This is a genomic window from Streptosporangium sp. NPDC023963 (assembly GCF_040639135.1).
Taxonomy (GTDB): domain Bacteria; phylum Actinomycetota; class Actinomycetes; order Streptosporangiales; family Streptosporangiaceae; genus Streptosporangium.
Map to the genome: position 1 here is coordinate 822389 of NZ_JBEZZK010000002.1, position 18065 is coordinate 840453.

The 18065-nt window shown below is 72.0% G+C and carries 18 protein-coding genes; 9 read left to right on the forward strand and 9 right to left on the reverse strand.

The window, feature by feature from the left end:
• Both AB0F88_RS09630 and AB0F88_RS09635 read left to right on the forward strand, forming a co-directional pair.
• A partial coding sequence (locus AB0F88_RS09630; RefSeq protein WP_362679653.1) for a tetratricopeptide repeat protein occupies positions 1–555 on the forward strand: 555 nt, incomplete at its 5' end.
• Between the two features lie 464 nt (positions 556–1019).
• The gene (locus AB0F88_RS09635; protein WP_362679656.1) at positions 1020–1595 is read left to right on the forward strand and encodes a dihydrofolate reductase family protein; all 576 of its coding nucleotides are present in this window, start codon (positions 1020–1022) and stop codon (positions 1593–1595) included.
• Here AB0F88_RS09635 and AB0F88_RS09640 read toward each other — a convergent pair.
• Together AB0F88_RS09640 and AB0F88_RS09645 are read right to left on the reverse strand one after the other, a co-directional pair.
• Positions 1577–2059: a helix-turn-helix domain-containing protein gene (locus tag AB0F88_RS09640; protein ID WP_362679659.1), complete on the reverse strand. Its 483-nt coding sequence runs from the start codon at positions 2057–2059 to the stop codon at positions 1577–1579. The two genes, AB0F88_RS09635 and AB0F88_RS09640, sit on opposite strands and share 19 nt — an antisense overlap.
• Before the next feature lie 94 nt (positions 2060–2153).
• The gene (locus AB0F88_RS09645) at positions 2154–2285 is read right to left on the reverse strand and encodes a hypothetical protein (RefSeq protein ID WP_362679662.1); all 132 of its coding nucleotides are present in this window, start codon (positions 2283–2285) and stop codon (positions 2154–2156) included.
• Positions 2286–2572: 287 nt separating this feature from the next.
• Between AB0F88_RS09645 and AB0F88_RS09650 the strand changes: the two genes are divergently transcribed.
• Positions 2573–3199, forward strand: coding sequence for a methyltransferase domain-containing protein (locus AB0F88_RS09650; RefSeq protein WP_362679665.1), 627 nt, complete (start codon positions 2573–2575; stop codon positions 3197–3199).
• A 195-nt stretch (positions 3200–3394) separates the two neighbouring features.
• A complete protein-coding gene (locus tag AB0F88_RS09655) occupies positions 3395–4000 on the forward strand; it encodes an AAA family ATPase (RefSeq protein WP_362679668.1) in 606 nt (201 codons plus the stop codon).
• A gap of 472 nt (positions 4001–4472) precedes the next feature.
• Here AB0F88_RS09655 and AB0F88_RS09660 read toward each other — a convergent pair whose 3' ends face one another.
• Positions 4473–5258, reverse strand: a complete 786-nt coding sequence (locus tag AB0F88_RS09660; RefSeq protein WP_362679671.1) for a DeoR/GlpR family DNA-binding transcription regulator — start codon at positions 5256–5258, stop codon at positions 4473–4475.
• A 283-nt stretch (positions 5259–5541) separates the two neighbouring features.
• Between AB0F88_RS09660 and AB0F88_RS09665 the strand changes: the two genes are divergently transcribed.
• Genes AB0F88_RS09665 through AB0F88_RS09675 form a run of 3 tightly spaced genes read left to right on the forward strand, consistent with a single transcriptional unit; the run spans position 5542 to position 7531 of the window.
• Complete coding sequence (locus AB0F88_RS09665; protein ID WP_362679674.1) at positions 5542–6411, forward strand: sugar isomerase; 870 nt, start codon at positions 5542–5544, stop codon at positions 6409–6411.
• Positions 6412–6413: 2 nt separating this feature from the next.
• Positions 6414–6692, forward strand: a complete 279-nt coding sequence (locus AB0F88_RS09670) for a hypothetical protein (RefSeq protein ID WP_362679677.1) — start codon at positions 6414–6416, stop codon at positions 6690–6692.
• Entirely contained in the window at positions 6692–7531 is an 840-nt protein-coding gene (locus tag AB0F88_RS09675) for a class II fructose-bisphosphate aldolase (protein ID WP_362679680.1), read from the forward strand. The genes AB0F88_RS09670 and AB0F88_RS09675 overlap by 1 nt, the downstream gene beginning before the upstream one ends.
• Positions 7532–7645: 114 nt before the next feature.
• On the opposite strand, the gene AB0F88_RS09680 is transcribed toward AB0F88_RS09675, so the two are convergent.
• The 3 genes from AB0F88_RS09680 to AB0F88_RS09690 form a co-directional block, all read right to left on the reverse strand.
• A complete protein-coding gene (locus AB0F88_RS09680; protein ID WP_362679683.1) occupies positions 7646–8785 on the reverse strand; it encodes an NAD(P)/FAD-dependent oxidoreductase in 1140 nt (379 codons plus the stop codon).
• A gap of 79 nt (positions 8786–8864) precedes the next feature.
• The gene (locus tag AB0F88_RS09685; protein ID WP_362679686.1) at positions 8865–9830 is read right to left on the reverse strand and encodes a TIGR03557 family F420-dependent LLM class oxidoreductase; all 966 of its coding nucleotides are present in this window, start codon (positions 9828–9830) and stop codon (positions 8865–8867) included.
• A 144-nt stretch (positions 9831–9974) separates the two neighbouring features.
• Positions 9975–11363, reverse strand: a complete 1389-nt coding sequence (locus tag AB0F88_RS09690; RefSeq protein ID WP_362679689.1) for an NAD(P)/FAD-dependent oxidoreductase — start codon at positions 11361–11363, stop codon at positions 9975–9977.
• 410 nt (positions 11364–11773) lie between these two features.
• Between AB0F88_RS09690 and ctaD the strand changes: the two genes are divergently transcribed.
• Entirely contained in the window at positions 11774–13351 is a 1578-nt protein-coding gene (gene ctaD, locus AB0F88_RS09695) for a cytochrome c oxidase subunit I (protein ID WP_362680615.1), read from the forward strand.
• A gap of 133 nt (positions 13352–13484) precedes the next feature.
• Here the strand turns inward: ctaD and mshB are convergent, their stop codons facing one another.
• Together mshB and AB0F88_RS09705 are read right to left on the reverse strand one after the other, a co-directional pair.
• On the reverse strand, positions 13485–14336 hold the full coding sequence (mshB, locus tag AB0F88_RS09700; RefSeq protein WP_362679692.1) for an N-acetyl-1-D-myo-inositol-2-amino-2-deoxy-alpha-D-glucopyranoside deacetylase: 852 nt from the start codon (positions 14334–14336) through the stop codon (positions 13485–13487).
• Between the two features lie 73 nt (positions 14337–14409).
• A complete protein-coding gene (locus AB0F88_RS09705; protein WP_362679695.1) occupies positions 14410–15420 on the reverse strand; it encodes a hypothetical protein in 1011 nt (336 codons plus the stop codon).
• 597 nt (positions 15421–16017) lie between these two features.
• On the opposite strand from AB0F88_RS09705, the gene mshA reads away from it, so the two are divergent.
• Positions 16018–17340, forward strand: coding sequence for a D-inositol-3-phosphate glycosyltransferase (gene mshA / locus AB0F88_RS09710; RefSeq protein ID WP_362679698.1), 1323 nt, complete (start codon positions 16018–16020; stop codon positions 17338–17340).
• Here the strand turns inward: mshA and AB0F88_RS09715 are convergent.
• Positions 17265–18047 carry a tyrosine-protein phosphatase gene (locus AB0F88_RS09715; protein ID WP_362679702.1) on the reverse strand — a complete coding sequence of 261 codons (783 nt, stop codon included), beginning with the start codon at positions 18045–18047 and terminating at the stop codon, positions 17265–17267. The genes mshA and AB0F88_RS09715 overlap by 76 nt on opposite strands.
• Between the last annotated feature and the right edge of the window lie 18 nt (positions 18048–18065).

Below are 18065 nucleotides of genomic sequence, written 5' to 3' on the forward strand. Positions count from 1 at the left end.
GTGGTCACCGAGGCTGCCGGTATCTATCGGCGGTTGGCTGAGGCGCGCCCTGATGCGTTCCTGCCCAGCCTGGCGGCGAGTTTGAACAATCGGTCGATTCGGCTGGGGGAGCTGGAACGGCGGGAGGAGGCGTTGGAGGTGGTCACCGAGGCTGCCGGTATCCATCGGCGGTTGGCTGAGGCGCGCCCTGATGCGTTCCTGCCCAGCCTGGCGATGAGCCTGAACAATCGGTCGATCCAGCTGGGGGAGCTGGGGCGGTGGAAGGAGGCACTGGAAGCGATCACTGAAGCCGTCCGGATCCGCCGGGCGTTGGCCGAGGCTCGGCCTGATGCCATCTTGTCCGACCTGGCCGGCTCGTTGCACAACCAGTCCAAGTGTCTGGCAGGTTCGGGGCGGTGGGAGGAGGCGCTTGAAGTGATCACCGAAGCCGTCGCGATCCGCCGCCGGCTCGCTGCGCTTCGCCCAGCCGTACATCAGCCAGAGTTGGAGCAGTCCCTTGAAGTTCTGGGCTGGTTGGAGAGCTTCGGTAGCGACGATGGCAACGCGACGGCCTGATCACGGCGCTCAATCACCTGCCCAGAGGTGGGTTCTCCGGCGGGGTCGCTCGGGTGAACATCGGCGCAAAATCGGGGCGAAGACCCTACGGTCCACACCTCACCCCAGTTCAGAGGCCCTTTTATAAGTGATCACGGAGCCCTTTGAAAGGAATCTTCAAAAGGGATAGTGCGTGTGACCGGACCGGATCTCATGGTGTCGGCACGGGCCCTGTGCGGCGGCTATTGTGATCTTGGCGGCCATTCGGGCATCTGGCGTGGCGCTCGATCGGAAATCTTGCCTGTTCCGGCGGAACAGAGGCGGAACAGAGCCGTACCGAGTCGTTTCTGTACAAGACGGCCGCGGTGGCGGCTCCCTAGCATGCATGGGCGTGGGTGCTCCGCCGCAGTGCGTCAGCGTGGCGCCGCGGCCCGCTCATCGATCTATCCGGCGACCTCGTCGCCTGACCATGGGGAGAACGGTACATGCGTGATCTGGTCTATACCGGGTTCGTTTCGCTCGACGGCGTCGTGGACTCTCCGGGCGGGGGGCCGGACGAGGAGCACCGCGGCGGTGGCTGGGTGATGGACGTCGAGTTCCTGCCCGAGGCCTTCTCGCTCAAGGGCGAGGAGCTTGAGGACACGACGGCGCTGATGTTCGGCCGCCGGAGCTACGAGGTGTTCGCGCCGGTCTGGCGCGACTCGGATGACCACGCCGCCTACAAGGATCTGCCCAAGTACGTGGTCTCGACCACGCTGTCCGACGACGCCCTCGTCGAGGGATGGGGCCGGACGACGATCCTGCGCTCGGCCGATGACATCGCCGCGCTCAAGAAGAGTGAGGGCGGTGCGATCTTCATCCATGGGAGTGCGGAGCTCGCCCGGCGCCTGTCGGACGCGGGACTGATCGACCGGTACAACCTGCTCGTCTTCCCCGTGCTGCTCGGCGCCGGGAAGAGCCTGTTCAGCAAGGAGGACAGGGCCAAGCAGACGCTGACCCTCCGGGAGTCCGCGGCCTACCCGAACGGCATCGTGAAGCTGATCTACGACGTCGTCAGCTGATCCAGGCTCAGGGCGATCACACCGCCGGTGCCCTCGCGGAGTTGTCGCGCCGTACGGCCGACGTACCGGCGCAGCGCGCGGGCCAGGTGCGGCTCGTCGAAGTAGTCGAGCCCGGAGACGACATCGGCGATCGGGGCGCCGGCGGCCAGGAGTGCCGAACCCTCGCGAGCGCGTTCGATCTGCCGTACGGCGCCCTGGGTGAGCCCGGTCGCCGCACGGAACCGGCGTTCGACGGTGCGTTCCGAGACCGCCGGGCGGTGACCTCGGCGCACCTCGGTGACGAGCGGGTCACGGATCACGGCTCCGGAGCGGACGAGACGGTCGACCAGGGCCTCGGCGTCGTCGGGGCCGGGCGTCTCCCAGCGGACGCCGTCCAGCCGGAAGGTCCCGCGCGTGGTGCCGGGGAGTTCGGCGCCCCCGTCTACCAGGGCCGGCGTGGGCACGGCCCGGAGCGACGTGCCCACGGCGAACTCGATACCGACGAAGGTCGCGCCCTCCGGCACCGGTGCGGTGCCGGTCCTGGTCTCGGGGCCGGAAACGCTCGCGTACGCCGTGCCCTCACGCTGCCAGAACCAGGCCCCAGCACGCCGTCGCGACGGAGGTCATCTCCGTGACCTGCTCGCTCGTGGAGGTCCACACGGTGTCGATCCACGATGAGTCGGACGCGCGTGTCTCGAACCGCAGTGGCACGGGAGAAGGATACGCGCTGCGCCCTCCCTGTCCATCCCGTTTTCGGCCGTTGTATGCCGACGCTCGACAGGCCGGGCCGGTGGGTGCCGGGGCCGTCGGAACGGTGCCGGGGGCCGGTTCGTTACCGGGAGACCGGGCATTCGGCCGATCGGGCAGAACGTGACGATGGGCGGGCGGGGGCTCGGCAGGACGACGGTGGTGCGGTCATCGTCTCGGTAAGGGCGATCTTTCGCCGTCTCGCGGCGGTGAACGATCGTGCGGAGTTCTCGTTCCGGAAAGGTTGCTCGATGCGTGCTACCACCGATGCCGACGTGCGGCGGGTGTTCGACCGGATGGCGGACCGGTACGACGACCAGATGCGGGTCTGGGAGCGGCGCCTGTTCCCGGGGAGCCGGGAGTGGGCCGTCGGGCAGGCGCGCGGCCGCACCGTGGAGATCGCCGTCGGCACCGGGCTCAACCTGCCGCTGTACGGTGCCGACGTCGAGGTGGTCGGGATCGAGCTGTCCGAGCGCATGCTGGAACTGGCGCGGCGGCGGGTGGCGCGGGACGGTCTCGGTGAGCGGGTGGAGCTCAGACAGGGCGACGTGCAGCGCCTGGAGCTGCCGGACGGCCTCGCGGACACGGTGCTGTCCACGTTCACGATGTGCACCATCCCGGATCCGGTGGCCGCGGCGCGCGAGGCCTACCGCGTGCTCAAGCCGGGTGGGCGGTTCGTGCTGGCCGAGCACGGGCCGTCGAGCAACCCGATCGTCCGGGCCGGGATGCGGCTGGTGGAACCGGTGTTCGTGCGGTTCGCAGCCGACTACCTCACCCGCGATCCCCGGCCGTTCCTGGAGCAGGCCGGTTTCCGGATCGAGTCGGTGTCCCGGATGACGCGCGGGGTCAGCTTCCGGGTGCTGGCCGTCCGGCCGTGACCTGCCGCCCGTCCGCGGGCCGTGCACCTGGAACGGCCGCGGGTCGTGTACCCGGAACGTCCGCGGGTCGTGTACCCGGAACGTCCGCGGGTCGTGTACCCGGAACGGCGCGCCGGCTGTTCGCGGTCCGTTTCCGGCGTGGATTCCTTGCCGGTGAGCCGATGGTGGAACGCCTGCGGGGGCTAGGGTCGGATCATGGTCGCTGTGCTGGTCAACGGGCTGCCGGGAGCCGGTAAGACGACGCTCGCACGGGCGTTGGCCGACGAGTTGAGGCTTCCGCTGTTCAGCAAGGACTCCGTGAAGGAGTCGCTGGCCGAGACCATGGGCGCGGTGCGTCCGCGAGACTGCGCGCAGGGGGAGTGGAGCAGGATTCTCGGCCGCGCCGCCTCCGAGACCTTGTGGACGTTGCTGGCCGACGCGCGTGGCAGGGCCGTTCTGGAGAGCCCGTGGCTGGCACATCTGCGTCCCGTCGTCGCGGAGGGGCTCCGGCGCGCGGAGGTGACCGTGGTGCACGAGGTCTGGTGCGACGTGCCGGTGGAGGTCGCCCGTGCCCGCTTCGCAGCGCGGGCCGCCGGCCGGCACGCCGTACACGCCGGGAGCAGCGGCTCTTCCGATGAGGAGTGGCGATTCTGGGAGCGGGTCGCCGAGCCGCTCGGGCTGGGAGTCGTCCACCGCGTCGACACGACGAAGCCGGTCGACGTGCCGGCGCTCGCCGTCCGCATCGCCTCCACCGGTGGGGAGCCGGTCGTGTCGCCGCCGTCATCCGAGAGCGGCGACCGAGGGGCTGAGGAGGTTGGGTGACTGTTTCGGGTGTCGAGGGCCATGTGACCGATTTTTAATGATTGGAATGGTTGATTTTCGCGCACGAGCGCGCAACTCTGTGACGAAACGAGAGGAGGGGACGAACCTCGCGTGCTGACATGAGTCGTACGGTCATGGACCTTGTCACTCCGGCGTCCGCGACCCGAGGCTGCTGCGCCGGGTGCGCGTCGACATGTACCGGCGGCTCGGCTATCACCCGACCGAGGCCGGCGAGCACTCCTCCGAGTACGTGCCGTGGTACCTGCGCGACCCGGCCGAGGTGAAGCGGCTGCGCATCCCGGTGAACGCCTACCTCGGCATCGGCACCGTCAGGGCCGCCGGAGAGGGCCGCCCCGAGCAAGTGCGGCACGCGGTGACGGCCGACCCCAACGCCTCCTCCCGACCGTCGAGCAGATCTGGGAGCTCTGCGACGACCCGGTCCGCGCCCACGGCGACCTGGTCCCCGAACTCCTCAGGCCTGGACGACCTCGATCCCGGCGTCCTCGAAGCGCCGGACCGTCACGGCGGGGGCGTCGCCGTCGGTGACGAGGACGTCGATGTCGTCGCAGGGGCAGATCCTGGCGAACGCCCGCATGCCGAGCTTGGAGGAGTCGGCCACGACGACCACCCGCTGGGCGCGGGAGGCCATCAGCCGGTTGATCCCGGCCTCGCCCTCGTGGTGGGCGAAGGCGCCCAGCTCGGGGTCGAGCGCGTCCACGCCGAGGATCGCGATGTCGAGCGAGACCTCCCGCAGCACGCCGTCCGCGAGCGGCCCGATCAGCTCGTACGACGCGGGCATGGCCACGCCCCCGACGACCACCAGCTTGACGTGCCTGCGCACGACGAGCTCGTTGGCGATGTTGAGCGCGTTGGTGACCAGGGTGAGGCTCGGCTCGCCGCCCCGCAGGTGCAGGTCGGCGCTCGTCGCCAGGGAGCGGGCGACCTCTGTGGTCGTGGTGCCGCCGTTCAGCCCGACGACGGTGCCCGCCGACACCAGCGCCGCCGCGGCCGTGGCGATCCGGTGCTTCTCCGGCGCGTGCCGCGCCGCCTTGTACTGCAGCGGCAGGTCGTAGGAGATCGCGTTGACGACCGCGCCGCCGCGGGTCCTGGTCAGCATCTGCTGGCGGTCGAGGTGGTCGAGGTCGCGGCGGACGGTGGCCGCCGACACCCCCAGCTCACCGGCCACGGCGTCCACCTCGACCTTGCCGTCCCTCGCCAGGATCGCGAGCAGCGCGTTCCACCGGTCGTGGCTCGTCATGAGAGCTTCCTCCTCGCCGTCCCCGTGCGTCCCCCGCACGCCTCTGGCCGTTCTCGGTCGTCGCGGGCCGTCCAGCGAGCCCCTGGCCGTTCCGGCGAGGTCGCGGCCGTCGCCGGCCGTTCCCGCCGTCCCGCCCGTTCCCGTCTGTCCCTGCCTGTCCCTGCCTGTTTCCGCCTGTGGCGCTCCGCGAAGCGTATCGAGCGTTGAAACAATTACTCTTGCTCATACATGCTCAAATATGGCATTTTGCAAGCATAAATAGGCATCGACGAGGGAGGCGCACGTGACGTACGTCCTGCGGGAGATCGCCAGCCAGCCCGCGTGCTGGCGGCAGGCGCTGGATCTCGGCGCGGCGAACCCGGCGGGCCTGCCGGAGGCGGGTGAGCGCGTCGCCGTGATCGGCTGCGGCACCTCGTACTACATGGCACAGGCCTACGCGGTCCTGCGCGAGCGGTCGGGGCAGGGGGAGACCGACGCGTTCCCCGCCTCCGAGCTGCCCGCGCGCCGCTACGACCGGCTGGTGGCGATCACCAGATCCGGGACCACGACGGAGGTGCTGCACGCCCTCGGCGCGGCCGGCGACGTCCCGACGGTAGCCGTCACCGCAGACCCCACGACCCCGGTGACCGGCCTGGCCGGGACGGTGATCGCGCTGGAGTTCGCCGACGAGCGGTCCGTGGTGCAGACCCGGTTCGCCACCAGCGGGCTCGCACTGCTCCGCGCGCACCTCGGGGAGGCCCCCGCCGACCTGGCGGCCCAGGCCGAGACCGCGCTCGCCACGCCGCTCCCCGAGGGGGCGCTCTCGCGGCGGCAGTTCACGTTCCTGGGCAGCGGCTGGACCAACGGCCTGGCCCAGGAGGCGGCGCTGAAGCTCAGGGAGGCCGCGCTGGCCTGGTCGGAGGCGTACCCCGCGATGGAGTACCGGCACGGGCCGATCAGCATCGCCGACGAGAACAGCCTGGTGTGGTTCTTCGGCGGCCAGGAGGACCTGCTCGACGACGTCGCCCGCACCGGCGCCCTGACCACGGCCACCGCCCTCGACCCGCTGGCCGACCTGATCCGGGCCCAGCGGCTCGCGGTGGAGCTGGCCCGGTCGCGCGGCCTCGACCCGGACAACCCTCGCAACCTGACCCGCTCGGTGATCCTCCAGTAGTCATGGGCGAGATCGTCACCGTCACCCTCAACGCCGCGCTGGACGTCACCTACGAGGTGGAGGCGCTGGTGCCGAACGCCACGCACCGCGTCACCGCCGTCCACCGCCGCGCCGGGGACGCCGCTGCGGCCGCCCTGGCCAGGGCGCTGCTCCGCCCCGGCCCGATCGACTGGCCCGCCGTCCTCGCCGACGCGGTCGCGCTGTCCGCCGCCGCCGTACTGTCCCCCGTCGCCGGAACCGTCGACCCCGCCGCCTACCTCGCCCTGTCCCAGGAGACGTGATGCCACTCGCCACGACAGCCTCGATCGTCGCCTCCGCCCCCGGCGGGGCGTGCGCCTTCAACATCATCACCCTGGAGCACGCCGAGGCCGTCGTGGTCGCCGCCGGGCGGGAAGGGCTTGCGGTGATCCTGCAGATCAGCGAGAACGCCGTGCGGTTCCGCCTCGGCCGCCCGCACCCCCTCGCCGCCGCGGCGCGCGCCCTCGCGGAGGCCGCCCCGGTGCCGGTCGCCCTCCACCTCGACCACGTCACCGACGACGCGCTCCTGCGCGAGGCCGCCGAGGCGGGGTTCGGCTCGGTCATGTACGACGCGTCGCGGGACCCGTACGAGACCAACCTCGCCCGGACGGAGGCCGCTGCGCGCTGGGCGCACGAGAACGGGCTGTGGCTGGAGGCCGAGCTGGGCGAGGTGGGCGGGAAGGACGGGGCGCACGCTCCCGGCGCGCGCACCGATCCCGCCGAGGCCGCCGCGTTCGTCGCCGCGACCGGCGTCGACGCCCTCGCGGTGGCGGTGGGCAGCTCCCACGCCATGACCTCGCGCAGCGCCAGGCTCGACCACGACCTGATCGCGGCGCTGCGCTCGGCGCTCCCGGCCGCCGTCCCGCTGGTCCTGCACGGCTCCTCCGGCGTGCCCGACGACGAGCTTCGCCGGGCCGTCGCCGCCGGGCTCAAGAAGATCAACATCGGAACCGCGCTGAACGTCGCGTTCACCGGGGCGCTCCGCGACTCCTTCGCCGGCGGCTCCTCAGGCGCCGACCCCCGGCCACGCCTGAAGGCCGCGAGGGAGGCCATGGCCGCCGAGACCGCCCACCTGCTCCGCGTCGTCTCCGGCCGGGACTAGCCTCCCGGCGCCTGCCCGGCGTGGTGGAACGCCTCGCTCGCCGCCGGCCGGGCATCGTGCCCGGTGCCGGCGGGCGTCGCGGTCGCGCCCGCCGGGCCCGTGTTCAACGTCTGCTCAACGTCGCCGGACGGTGTTCAAGAGCCAGCGGCGGACCACGGCCAGCGCCAGCGGCATCGGCACCGTGCCCGCGCCGAGCCCCACGTCGACCAGCAGGTCGAACACCTCCTTGCGGCGGGCGGCGGTGTCGATCGCGGCGTCGATGAAGCCGGGGGACTGGGAGGCGAGGGCGAGCACGTCGGTGGTGCGCAGATGCCGCCCGAGGGCCTTCCCCAGCCCGCGCCGGTACGCGGGCAGCGGGTCGCCCGCCGCCTGGACGGCGGCCTCCCCGGCGAGCCGGCCGGAGACCAGCGCGTAGAAGATGCCCTCGCCCGTGAGCGGGTTGATGAGGCCGGCGGCGTCGCCGGCGAGCATCACCCGCCCGGAACCCGGCCTCGGGCGGCCGGGGGACAGGGGCAGGTGGTGGGCGCGCAGGTCACGGGCGCTCACGTGGGGAAGCAGCTCGGCGAGCCGTCCGTGCAGCACCTGGCGGCCCGGCAGCCCGGTGGCGTGCAGCCGGGGCAGCAGCATGCCGTAGCCGACGTTGGCGGTGCCGTCACCGATCGGGAACGACCACGCGTACGCGGGCCACCCGTCCCGCTGCATGAAGATGGACTGGACGTCGTCGTCGGCGGGCACGTCGGCGTAGCCGCGCACGGCGATCGCGGTGTGCCTCTCGGGGGAGGGGGAGACGCCGATGAGACGCCGCACGGTCGAGTTGGCCCCGTCCGCGGCGACGACGGCGCGGGCGGTGAAGACGCCGTCGAGAACCACGTGATCGCCGAGGGCGGCGAGCGCGCGGACCTGGTGGCGGCGGACCTCGACGCCCCGGGCGCGGGCGGCGTCGACGAGGCGGGCGTCGAAGACCCTGCGGGGGACGACGTGGTTGGGCCGGGCGGAGGTGGCCGAGACGCGCGCGCCACCGGGGGAGACCACCGCCAGGCGCTGCGTCGGCCGGTAGTCGGCGATGAGGTCGGGGACGCCCAGCAGGGCGAGCTCGTCGCGCCCGTGGGCGGCGATGCCGTCGCCGCAGGCCTTGTCGCGCGGGAAGTCGGCCCTGTCGAGCAGCAGGACCCGCGCCTCGGGCCTGAGCTGTCTCGCACGCAGGGCCGCGGCCGCCCCCGCGGGCCCGCCGCCGACGACCACCAGATCCCACACGCCATCCACCCCGGTGAGCCTTCCCCCGTAGGCCCGGGGGAACCGCCGCCGCGGCGGATCCCCCGGGCGGGGGCGGCGGCTAGAGGTCGCTCAGGGCGGGGAGCAGCTCCTTCTCCGACCAGTCGAAGAACGCGTCCTGGTGCTCGTGGCCGATCTGGACCAGGGCGACGTGGGTGAAACCGGCGTCGGTGTAGGCGCGTACCGCCTCCACCACGGCGTCCACGTCGGAGCCGCACGGCACCTTCGCCGCGACGTCCTCGGGCCGCACGGTCTCGGCGGCGGCGGCGAAGTTGACGGGCCCGGGAAGCTCGGCCATGACCTTCCACCCCGACACCGACCAGCGCCACAGCCGGTGCGCCCGCTCCCTGGCGGCCTCCGCGTCGGGGTCGTAGCAGATGGCGAGCTGGCCGTAGACGGGCTTGCCCGCGCCGCCCTCCCCGGAGAACAGGCGTACCAGGTCCGCGTCGGGGTCGACGGCGACCAGCGCGTCGCCGTGCTCGGCGGCGATCCTCCCCGACTGGCCGCCGGAGGCGGCGATCGCCAGCGGGACGGGCCGGTCGGGCAGGTCGAACAGCTTGGCCGAGTCGACGTCGAAGAACTCGCCGCGGTAGGTGACGTACCCGCCCTCGAACAGCTCCCTGATGATCTGCAGGGCCTCGCGGAACATCCCGTGCCGGGTGTCGGCCGAAGGCCAGCCCTGACCTGTCACGTGCTCGTTGAGGTTCTCCCCCGCGCCCAGTCCCAGCGTGAAGCGGCCCTCGCTCAGCACGCCCATGGTCGCCGCCTTCTGCGCCACCACCGCGGGGTGGTAGCGCATGATCGGGCAGGTCACGTACGTCATCAGGGGCAGGTTCCGGGTGGCCTGCGCCGCCGCGCCGAGCACCGACCAGGCGTACGGGGAGTGGCCCATCTCCTCCAGCCACGGGAAGTAGTGGTCGGAGATGACCGCGTAGTCGAAGCCGACCTGCTCGGCGGTGGTGACGTCCTTGACCAGCTGCCTGGCGGGCGTCTGCTCGCACATCATCGTGTAACCGATCTCTGCCATACCCCGCCCCTTACCCGGCTCCCCGGAAGCATCGCCAAAGGAGCCGAAAATCTCGCCGTCCTTTACGAGTCGCGGTCCTTGCGAGTCGCGGTCCTTGCGAGTCGCGGTCCTTGCGAGTCGCGGTCCTTTACGAGTCGCCGTGTTCTACGAATCGCCCGCCTTGGAGGAGACACCCGCCTTTGACGCCACCTCCGCCTTCCGCGAGGCGTCCGTCTCCGGCGGATCCCCGCCCTGGCCGTGGGGGTGCTCGGGGGTGGCGTGGTTGAGCGGGATCTCCGGGCCGCGGATCAGGTCCAGCTGGACGGTCTGGCGGGGTGTCACGAGGTCCAGCAGCCAGCTTCCCGCGATGCGCGCCCGGTTGCGCGGGATGGAGAGCAGGTGGTAGCCCCGGGCGACCGTCTTGGCCACTATGCCCGACAGCGGCACGCCCAGCGGGTTCGCGGCGGCGCCGGTCCCGCCGAGGTCGACGACGAATCCCAGGTCGTGGTGCTTGTACGGCTGGAGCTCTCCGTGACCGTAGGAGGCGGCGATGTTGCGGGCGGCGCGCTTGCCCTGGCGGCCGGCGTGCTGGGCTGTCATCGCCGTGTACTCACCCGGCCGGGTGAGGTCGGGGACCGCGGCCGCGTCGCCGCAGGCGAAGATCTCCGGGTGGCCGGGCACCCTCAGGTACTCGTCGACGAGCAGGCGCCCCTTCTCGGTCGTCAGCCCCAGGGACTCCACCATCGGGTCGGGGCGCACCCCGACGCACCAGATCAGGGACCTGGTCGCCACGAACTCCCCGTCGGAGAGCTTGACCCCCTCCGCCGTCGCCTCGGCCACGCTCGTACCGGTGCGGATCTCCATGCCTCGCTCGGACAGCGTCCGGTGCGCGGTCCGGGACAGGCGCTCGTCCAGCTCGGGAAGGATGCGCGGGGCGATGTCGGCGAGGATCCAGCGCACCGGCTGGTCGCGCAGCCTCGGCCGCCGGCCGCGGATGTCGCGGGTGAACAGCTGGCCCTGCGCCGCCACCTCGGTCCCGGTGTAACCGGCCCCCACGACCACGAACGTGCACCTGGCCCTGCGCTCCTCAGGGTCGTCGGACGCGTCGGCGAGCTCCACCTGGCGGATCAGGTGATCGCGCAGGTAGAGGGCCTCGGCGATGCTGCGGAAGCCGTGGGCGTACTCGGCGACGCCGGGTACGGGCAGCAGCTTGTTGACGCTGCCGACCGCGATCACCAGGCGGTCGTAGCCCAGCTCGCGATGGTTGCCCTCGGCGTCGGTGCACTTCACGCTGCGCGTCTCGACGTCGACGGTGTCCACCGTGGCGAGCAGGTGCCGTACCCCGGGATGGTCGCCCGCCAGCGGGACCGCCACCTTGCGCGGATCGAGGATGCCCGCCGCGACCTCCGGCAGCAGCGGCAGGTAGAGGAAGTAGTCGGTCGGGTTGATCAGGACGATCTCGACCGCGCCCTTCGCGATCCGGGAAAGGGTGCGGACCACGGTGAAACCCGCGAACCCTCCTCCGATCACGACGACTCGTTGTCGCTGGACCATGACGTCGCTCCTTTCCGTACTCCGTTTCCAGCGGCGTGCCCTGTCTGCCCCCGGGTCAAGCGCGACGGGCCGTCCCATGTTGCCCGGACGGCGCGTACGGCACGGGCCGGTCCCGTGGATGCCGGCCGGTGGGGCGAGGGTCACCAGAAGGCAGACAAGAAGGATTAATCGCCAGGTCATCGCGCGGGCAAGATGGCGGCGCGGGCGAGTGGGAGCCGCTTTCCCTGGGGATGGCGGGGGGAAGGCGGTGGGAATCGGATGCCGCGCCGGTTCGAGGGGGGTGGGTCGTGACGACCTTCGAACAGTCGCGCGAGGAGCCGCTGACCTCACCGCTGGCACCGCGCGGGAAGGCGCCGGGCTCGATCGTCGTACGCTGGCTCACGAGCACGGACCACAAGGTCATCGGCTACATGTACCTGATAACGTCCTTCGTCTTCTTCCTGTTCGCCGGGCTGATGGCCATGGTCATCCGGGGGGAGCTCGCCCATCCGGGGCTGCAGGTGGTGAGCCAGGAGCAGTACAACCAGATGTTCACCATGCACGGCACCCTCATGCTGCTGCTGTTCGCCACCCCGCTGTTCGCCGGGTTCGCCAACGTGGTCATGCCGCTGCAGATCGGCGCGCCCGACGTGGCCTTCCCCCGGCTCAACATGGTGAGCTTCTGGCTCTTCCTGTTCGGCGGCATCATCGCGAGCTTCGGTTTCCTCACCGACGGGGGCGCCGCCGACTTCGGCTGGACGGGATACCCGCCGCTCTCCCGCGCGACGCACTCCCCGCAACTCGGCGGCGACCTGTGGATCGTGGGCCTGACGATGTCCGGGCTCGGCACGATCCTCGGCTCGGTCAACTTCATCACCACGATCATCTGCATGCGGGCTCCGGGGATGACGATGTTCCGCATGCCGATCTTCACCTGGAACACGCTGCTGACCGGCGTCCTGGTGCTGATGGCCTTCCCGGTGCTGGCCGCCGCGCTGCTCGCCCTGCTGGCCGACCGCCGGTTCGGCGCCCACATCTATGACCCGCAGACCGGCGGCGCCCTGCTCTGGCAGCACCTGTTCTGGTTCTTCGGCCATCCGGAGGTCTACGTCATCGCGCTGCCGTTCTTCGGCATCATCACCGAGGTCATCCCGGTCTTCAGCCGCAAGCCGATCTTCGGCTACATCGGCCTGGTCGGCGCGACCATCGCCATCGCGGGCCTGTCGATGACGGTGTGGGCGCACCACATGTTCGCCACCGGCCAGGTGTTGCTGCCGTTCTTCTCCTTCATGTCCTTCCTGATCGCGATCCCGACCGGGGTGAAGTTCTTCAACTGGACCGGCACCATGTGGCGCGGGCACATAGTGCTCGCCACACCGATGCTGTTCGCGATCGGGTTCCTGGTCACCTTCCTGCTCGGCGGGCTGACCGGCGTCATCCTCGCCTCCCCGCCGCTGGACTTCCACGTGACCGACTCGTACTTCGTGGTCGCGCACTTCCACTACGTGGTCTTCGGCACCGTGGTGTTCGCGATGTTCGCGGGCTTCTACTTCTGGTGGCCGAAGATGACCGGCAAGATGCTGAACGAGAGGCTGGGCAAGTGGCACTTCTGGACGCTGTTCATCGGCTTCCACACCACCTTCTTCGTCCAGCACCTGCTGGGTGCGCAGGGCATGCCGCGCCGCTACGCCGACTACAGCGCGATCGACGGGTTCACCGGCCTCAACCTGATCTCCTCGGCCGGCGCGTTCCTGCTGGGTGCCTCCACGCTGCCGTTCATCTACAACCTCTGGCACACCGCCCGCCACGCCCCGCGCGTGACGGTGGACGACCCGTGGGGGTACGGCAACTCGCTGGAGTGGGCCACCTCCTGCCCGCCGCCCCGGCACAACTTCACCTCGCTCCCGACCATCCGCTCGGAGCGACCGGCCTTCGACCTGCACCACCCGAGGACGGCGATGCAGCCGCGCCAGCTCGACCCGGCGGCCGGGCTCAAGGAGGAGATCTGACCGCCCGCGCCGCGCCGGCGCGGCCGGTCGTCACGCCCCGGAGACGGCCTGACGATCGTCCCGGGCCGGACGTGGCCGCCGGCGGCGCGGAACGGGGACCGGGTGCGGGCGGCGGCGGCACGGGCCGGGCGGGTCAGCCGAAGAGGCCGGTCTCGCGGCCGTCCTCGCCGGGCGGGCCCGGCTCTCCCGCCAGCAGCGTGTAGTACTCCATGCCCAGGGCGGGCTGTCCCACGTGGTCGGAGAGCGCGAAGAAGGAGCCGTCCATGTTCAGCTGGGTGCGGTGCGCGCGCAGTGCGGTGATCTTGGCACCCAGATGCGCCCTCGCGTCGACCCGCGTCGTCACCTGCTCGCCGGGGACGCCGAAGCCGAACTCCTCGACGGAGCCGACCCGCTTGAACGGCCCGGTGCCCACCGCGCGCTCCAGCTCTTCCAGCGGCATGGCGGTGACGTAGAACCGGGAGGGCCGCCACGGCTCGCCCTCGCCGAAGGACGGGTCGGAGGCCTTCTCGAACGCCCGCCAGGCCACCCGGTGGGCCTGGATGTGGTCGGGATGGCCGTAGTAGCCGTTGTCGTCGTAGGTGACGACGACCTGGGCCCTGACCTCCCTGATGATCCGGACCAGCTCCGCGGCGGCCTCGTCGAGGTCGGCGCGGAAGAAGCAGTCCGGGTGGTCGTTGGACGGCGAGCCCATCATGCCGGAGTCGCGCCAGCGCCCCGGCCCGCCGAGGAAGCGGTGGTCGTCCACGCCGAGGGCCGCGCACGCCACCGCCAGCTCGCCCTCGCGGTACGGGCCCAGCCGGTCCTCCCGCCCGGCGGCGAGGTGGCCCAGCTCGGGAGGGACCACGTCACCCTCCTCGCCCAGGGTGCACGTCACCAGGCAGACGCGCGCGCCCTCGGCGACGTACCTCGCGATCGTGGCGCCTGTCCCGATGGACTCGTCGTCGGGATGGGCGTGGACGAGGAGAATGCGACGGTCGTACGGCATGGCTCCGCTCCGCCCTCTCTGTTTCGGTGGTGACCGCTCCGCCGGGTTCCCGCCACCGGGCCTCCGGCGGGGGTCACCGCGCGTCGACGTACCCGCTGGCGGCGGCCCGGATCCCGGCCTGGAACCGGCTCACCGCGCTCAGGTTCTGCAGCAGCGCGCCGATGTGGCGGCGGCAGGTGCGCACGGACATCCCCAGCCTGCGGGCGACGGCCTCGTCGGTGAAACCCTGGGCCAGCAAGGTGACGATGGCGTGCTGTATCTCGTCCGTCGCGCCCTGGTAGCCCAGGTCGGAGGCGGAGTAGGGGGTCGCGGAGTTCCACAGGTGCTCGAAGACCTCCGACAGGAACCCGACGACGGACAGGTCGCGTGCGGCGACCGCCCCCGGCGCCGCACCCGCCTCGCCCGGCCGGGACATGAAGGCGATCTCCCCATCGAAGATCACGAGATGGCTCGGCAGCTGGGGCGTGGTGCGCACGCTGGCACCGGCCGCGACGAGCTTCTTGATGTGTCCCCTGGTGGGCAGGTCGGCGCGGGCGCTGTGCTGGTAGAGCATCCGCATCCGTACCCCCCGCTCCAGCATGGCGAGGTTGCGCGTCAGCGTGTCGTCGAGGTCGGCCCAGGAGGGCGCGTTCGGCTCGACGCCCAGCATCTCGCGCTCGCACGCCTCCGCCGCCAGGTGCAGCGACCCGCGCACGGCCGCGCCGTCGGGCAGCGCCTCCACAGGGTTCGCCGGTTTCCTGGTGCGCTGCACCTCGTCGTATCCGTGCATCAGGGAGTGCATCCGCGTACGGATGCCGGTGATGAGGTCGCGCCGGTGGTGGATCTCCGTCTCCATCGGCGATATCAGCGACGCGGCGGCGATCTCCGGGTTCACCGGCACGAGGTTGGTCAGATGTCCCGGCTCCGGCCGGAGCAGGTGCAGGCGGGTCAGCCGTTCTATCGCGTCCTCGACGGTGCGGGGGTCGAGGCCGAGCTCTTCGGCGACTTCGCGGGCCGTACCGATATGGCCCCTGTGAAGCGCCCTGAAGTAGACGGAGGCGGTGTCCTCGTCCAGGGCACGTAGTTGGTCGGATAGTCCACCCACAAGCCTTATCCCCCTTGCGGCTATTCTTGCCAGAGTGTGCCAGAAAATTGCACAACATTGCTAGATAGTTGTGAAGAACTGTATGAATCGCTTTCTTGATTGCCGCCGGGGGACGGCGGGCCGCGGCGGCCGCCGCCGGTCCTCTCCCGGGGGCCGCGTACGTAATCGCACGCCAGAGCGCCGGCACCATCGGGATGGCCAATTGTTGCCAGCGTCCTGCGCCGTGACGCCCCCGCCAACAGGTTGACGACGCCGCGGGCGAGAGTGTCTGATCATTCACAGCTCGCGATCGGCGTGTCCCGCCGGATCGCGACGACCACTCCCGGCCCCCGTGATCCCACGGCGGCCGGGCACGACTTTCAGGATTCCGTCCCGGGAGAACGGCGGGGGCGCCGCGTGCGGCAGCCGTACCTCGCCGGACGTCTCCACGCCTCCGCCGAGACCCTTGACGGCGCGGTCGCCCGGGAGGCGGGACGGCTCGCGCCGCGCCGCCCGGGAACCCGGAACCGGTGCCGGGTTCCGGTCACCGGAGATTCCCGGCCGCGGGAGCGGAGAACGACGCGTCCCGGGCGAATGCTCAAGCGGAGGTGAATGCCCGTGCCGCGACGCCTTCCCCTTCCCCGGAGGATCGCGACCGTCAGCGTCCTTACTTCCCCGTTCGCCCAGCCGGGCGGGGGCGACGCGGGGGGACTCAACGTCTACATCGTCGAGGTCGCCCGGCGGATGGCGGCGCTGGGCGTCGAGGTGGACATCTTCACGCGCGCCGCCGAACCCGGCGCGCCGCCGCTGGCCGAGCTCTTCCCCGGCGTGCTGGTCAGGCACCTGGCCGCGGGACCGCCCAGGGAACTCGACAAGAACGACCTGCCGGACACCCTCGGCCCGTTCACCGCCGAGATGTTGCGCGCGAGGGCCGCCCGGGGGCCGGGCGGCGGGTACGACCTCGTGCACGCCCACCACTGGCTGGCCGGACGGGTGGGGGCCGTCGCCAAGGCGCGCTGGGGCGTTCCCCTCGTGCAGTCCATGCACTCGCTCGGCGCGGTCAAGAACGCGTCGCTCGCGGCGGGCGACGAGCCCGAGCCCGCCGGGCGCATCGCGGGGGAGACGGAGGTGGTGGCCGCCGCCGACCGGCTCGTCGCCAACACCGTGCAGGAGGCCGACCAGCTGGTCACGCTGTACGGGGCCGACCCGGCCAGGGTGCGGACCGTCAATCCCGGCGTCGACCTGTCCCTGTTCCGCCCCGGCTCGCGGGCCGAGGCCCGGCGCGCGCTCGGCCTTCCCCCGGACGCCGTCGTGCTGCTGTTCGCCGGGAGGGTACAGCCGCTCAAGGCGCCGGACGTCCTGCTGCACGCAGCGGCCGGGATGATCCGGCGCGACCCCGGCCTCGCCGGGCGCCTCGTCGTGGCGGTCGTGGGCGGCCCCAGCGGAACCGGCTGGGGCCGCCCCGACCACCTGGGCAAGCTCGCCGCCACCCTCGGCATCACCGGCCAGGTACGGCTGGAGCCGCCCTGCCCGCAGCGCCGTCTCGCCGACTGGTACCGGGCGGCGACCGCCGTCGTGGTGCCCTCCCACGCCGAGACGTTCGGCCTGGTGGCCGTCGAGGCCCAGGCGTGCGGCACCCCCGTGGTCGCCGCGGCCGTCGGCGGCCTGCGCACCGCGGTGCGGGACGGGATCTCCGGCGTGCTCGTGGACGGGCACGACCCGGCCGCGTACGCCCGGGTGCTCGGTGACCTCGTAGCCGCGCCCCGGCTGCTGCGGGCGCTCGGCGCCGGCGCGCTCGCCCACGCGTCCCGGTTCGGCTGGGACCAGGCGGTCGGCAGGCTGACGGAGGTGTACGCCGGCGCCGCTCAGGTGGCGGGGCCGACGAGCCTGGCGCGGGCGGCGGCCAGGTCGTCGTCGCCGAGCCCGGCCCCGCGCAGGTAGGACTCGACGTCGAGCGACTCCACCGTGGCCGTGACGACCTCGCGGGCCGTGGTGTTCGCGCGGGCGAGAGCCGCCTGGATCCTGGGACTCTCGTCGGCCTCGCCGAGCTTGACGAAGAGGGGCCGCAGCCGTTCCGCGCTCAGCTCGTAGTCGGCGGCGATGTCGGCGGCCGGCACGCCCACGAGGGCGAGCATCAGCAGGGTGACGAGCCCGGTGCGGTCGCGGCCCGCCATGCAGTGCACGACGACCCCGCCGGGCTCGGCGCGGGCGATCGCCGAGATGGCGGCGACGCACCGCTCCGCCTTCCGCTCCAGGAAGGGCCGGTAGTACAGGGGAGTGCCGTACAGGCCGGCGAGCCCGGACCAGAACTCGGTGTCGCCCCGGTCGTCCAGCGGCACGCGCACGGTGGTCAGGCCGGTGGGACGGCGCACCGTCTCGCCCCGCCAGTCGCCGTCGTTGCGCAGGTCGACGACCGTGCGGACGCCGTGGTCCGCGAGCGCCCGCCATCCGGCGGGGCTGAGGCGCTCGGGGGCGTCGGAACGGATGAGGGCGCCCCAGCGCGTCTCGCGTCCGTCGGCGGTGCGCATGCCGCCCAGGTCGCGGACGTTGTGGCAGCCGTCCCAGTCGAGGTGCCGGTCCCGCGGGACGGCGGCGCCGCCGGAGACCGCCGGTCCTCCGCGACCCCGATCATCGTGTTGGGCGTCCAAGTGAGGGCCTCCCGATGT

What these genes read in the sequence shown, in the direction of transcription:
- AB0F88_RS09635 (WP_362679656.1), top strand. Translation starts at nt 1,020, where the DNA reads ATGCGTGATCTGGTCTATACCGGGTTCGTTTCGCTCGACGGCGTCGTG.
- AB0F88_RS09650 (WP_362679665.1), top strand. Translation starts at nt 2,573, where the DNA reads ATGCGTGCTACCACCGATGCCGACGTGCGGCGGGTGTTCGACCGGATG.
- AB0F88_RS09655 (WP_362679668.1), top strand. Translation starts at nt 3,395, where the DNA reads ATGGTCGCTGTGCTGGTCAACGGGCTGCCGGGAGCCGGTAAGACGACG.
- AB0F88_RS09660 (WP_362679671.1), bottom strand. Translation starts at nt 5,258, where the DNA reads ATGACGAGCCACGACCGGTGGAACGCGCTGCTCGCGATCCTGGCGAGG.
- AB0F88_RS09670 (WP_362679677.1), top strand. Translation starts at nt 6,414, where the DNA reads ATGGGCGAGATCGTCACCGTCACCCTCAACGCCGCGCTGGACGTCACC.
- AB0F88_RS09675 (WP_362679680.1), top strand. Translation starts at nt 6,692, where the DNA reads ATGCCACTCGCCACGACAGCCTCGATCGTCGCCTCCGCCCCCGGCGGG.
- AB0F88_RS09685 (WP_362679686.1), bottom strand. Translation starts at nt 9,830, where the DNA reads ATGGCAGAGATCGGTTACACGATGATGTGCGAGCAGACGCCCGCCAGG.
- AB0F88_RS09690 (WP_362679689.1), bottom strand. Translation starts at nt 11,363, where the DNA reads ATGGTCCAGCGACAACGAGTCGTCGTGATCGGAGGAGGGTTCGCGGGT.
- ctaD (WP_362680615.1), top strand. Translation starts at nt 11,774, where the DNA reads ATGTACCTGATAACGTCCTTCGTCTTCTTCCTGTTCGCCGGGCTGATG.
- mshB (WP_362679692.1), bottom strand. Translation starts at nt 14,336, where the DNA reads ATGCCGTACGACCGTCGCATTCTCCTCGTCCACGCCCATCCCGACGAC.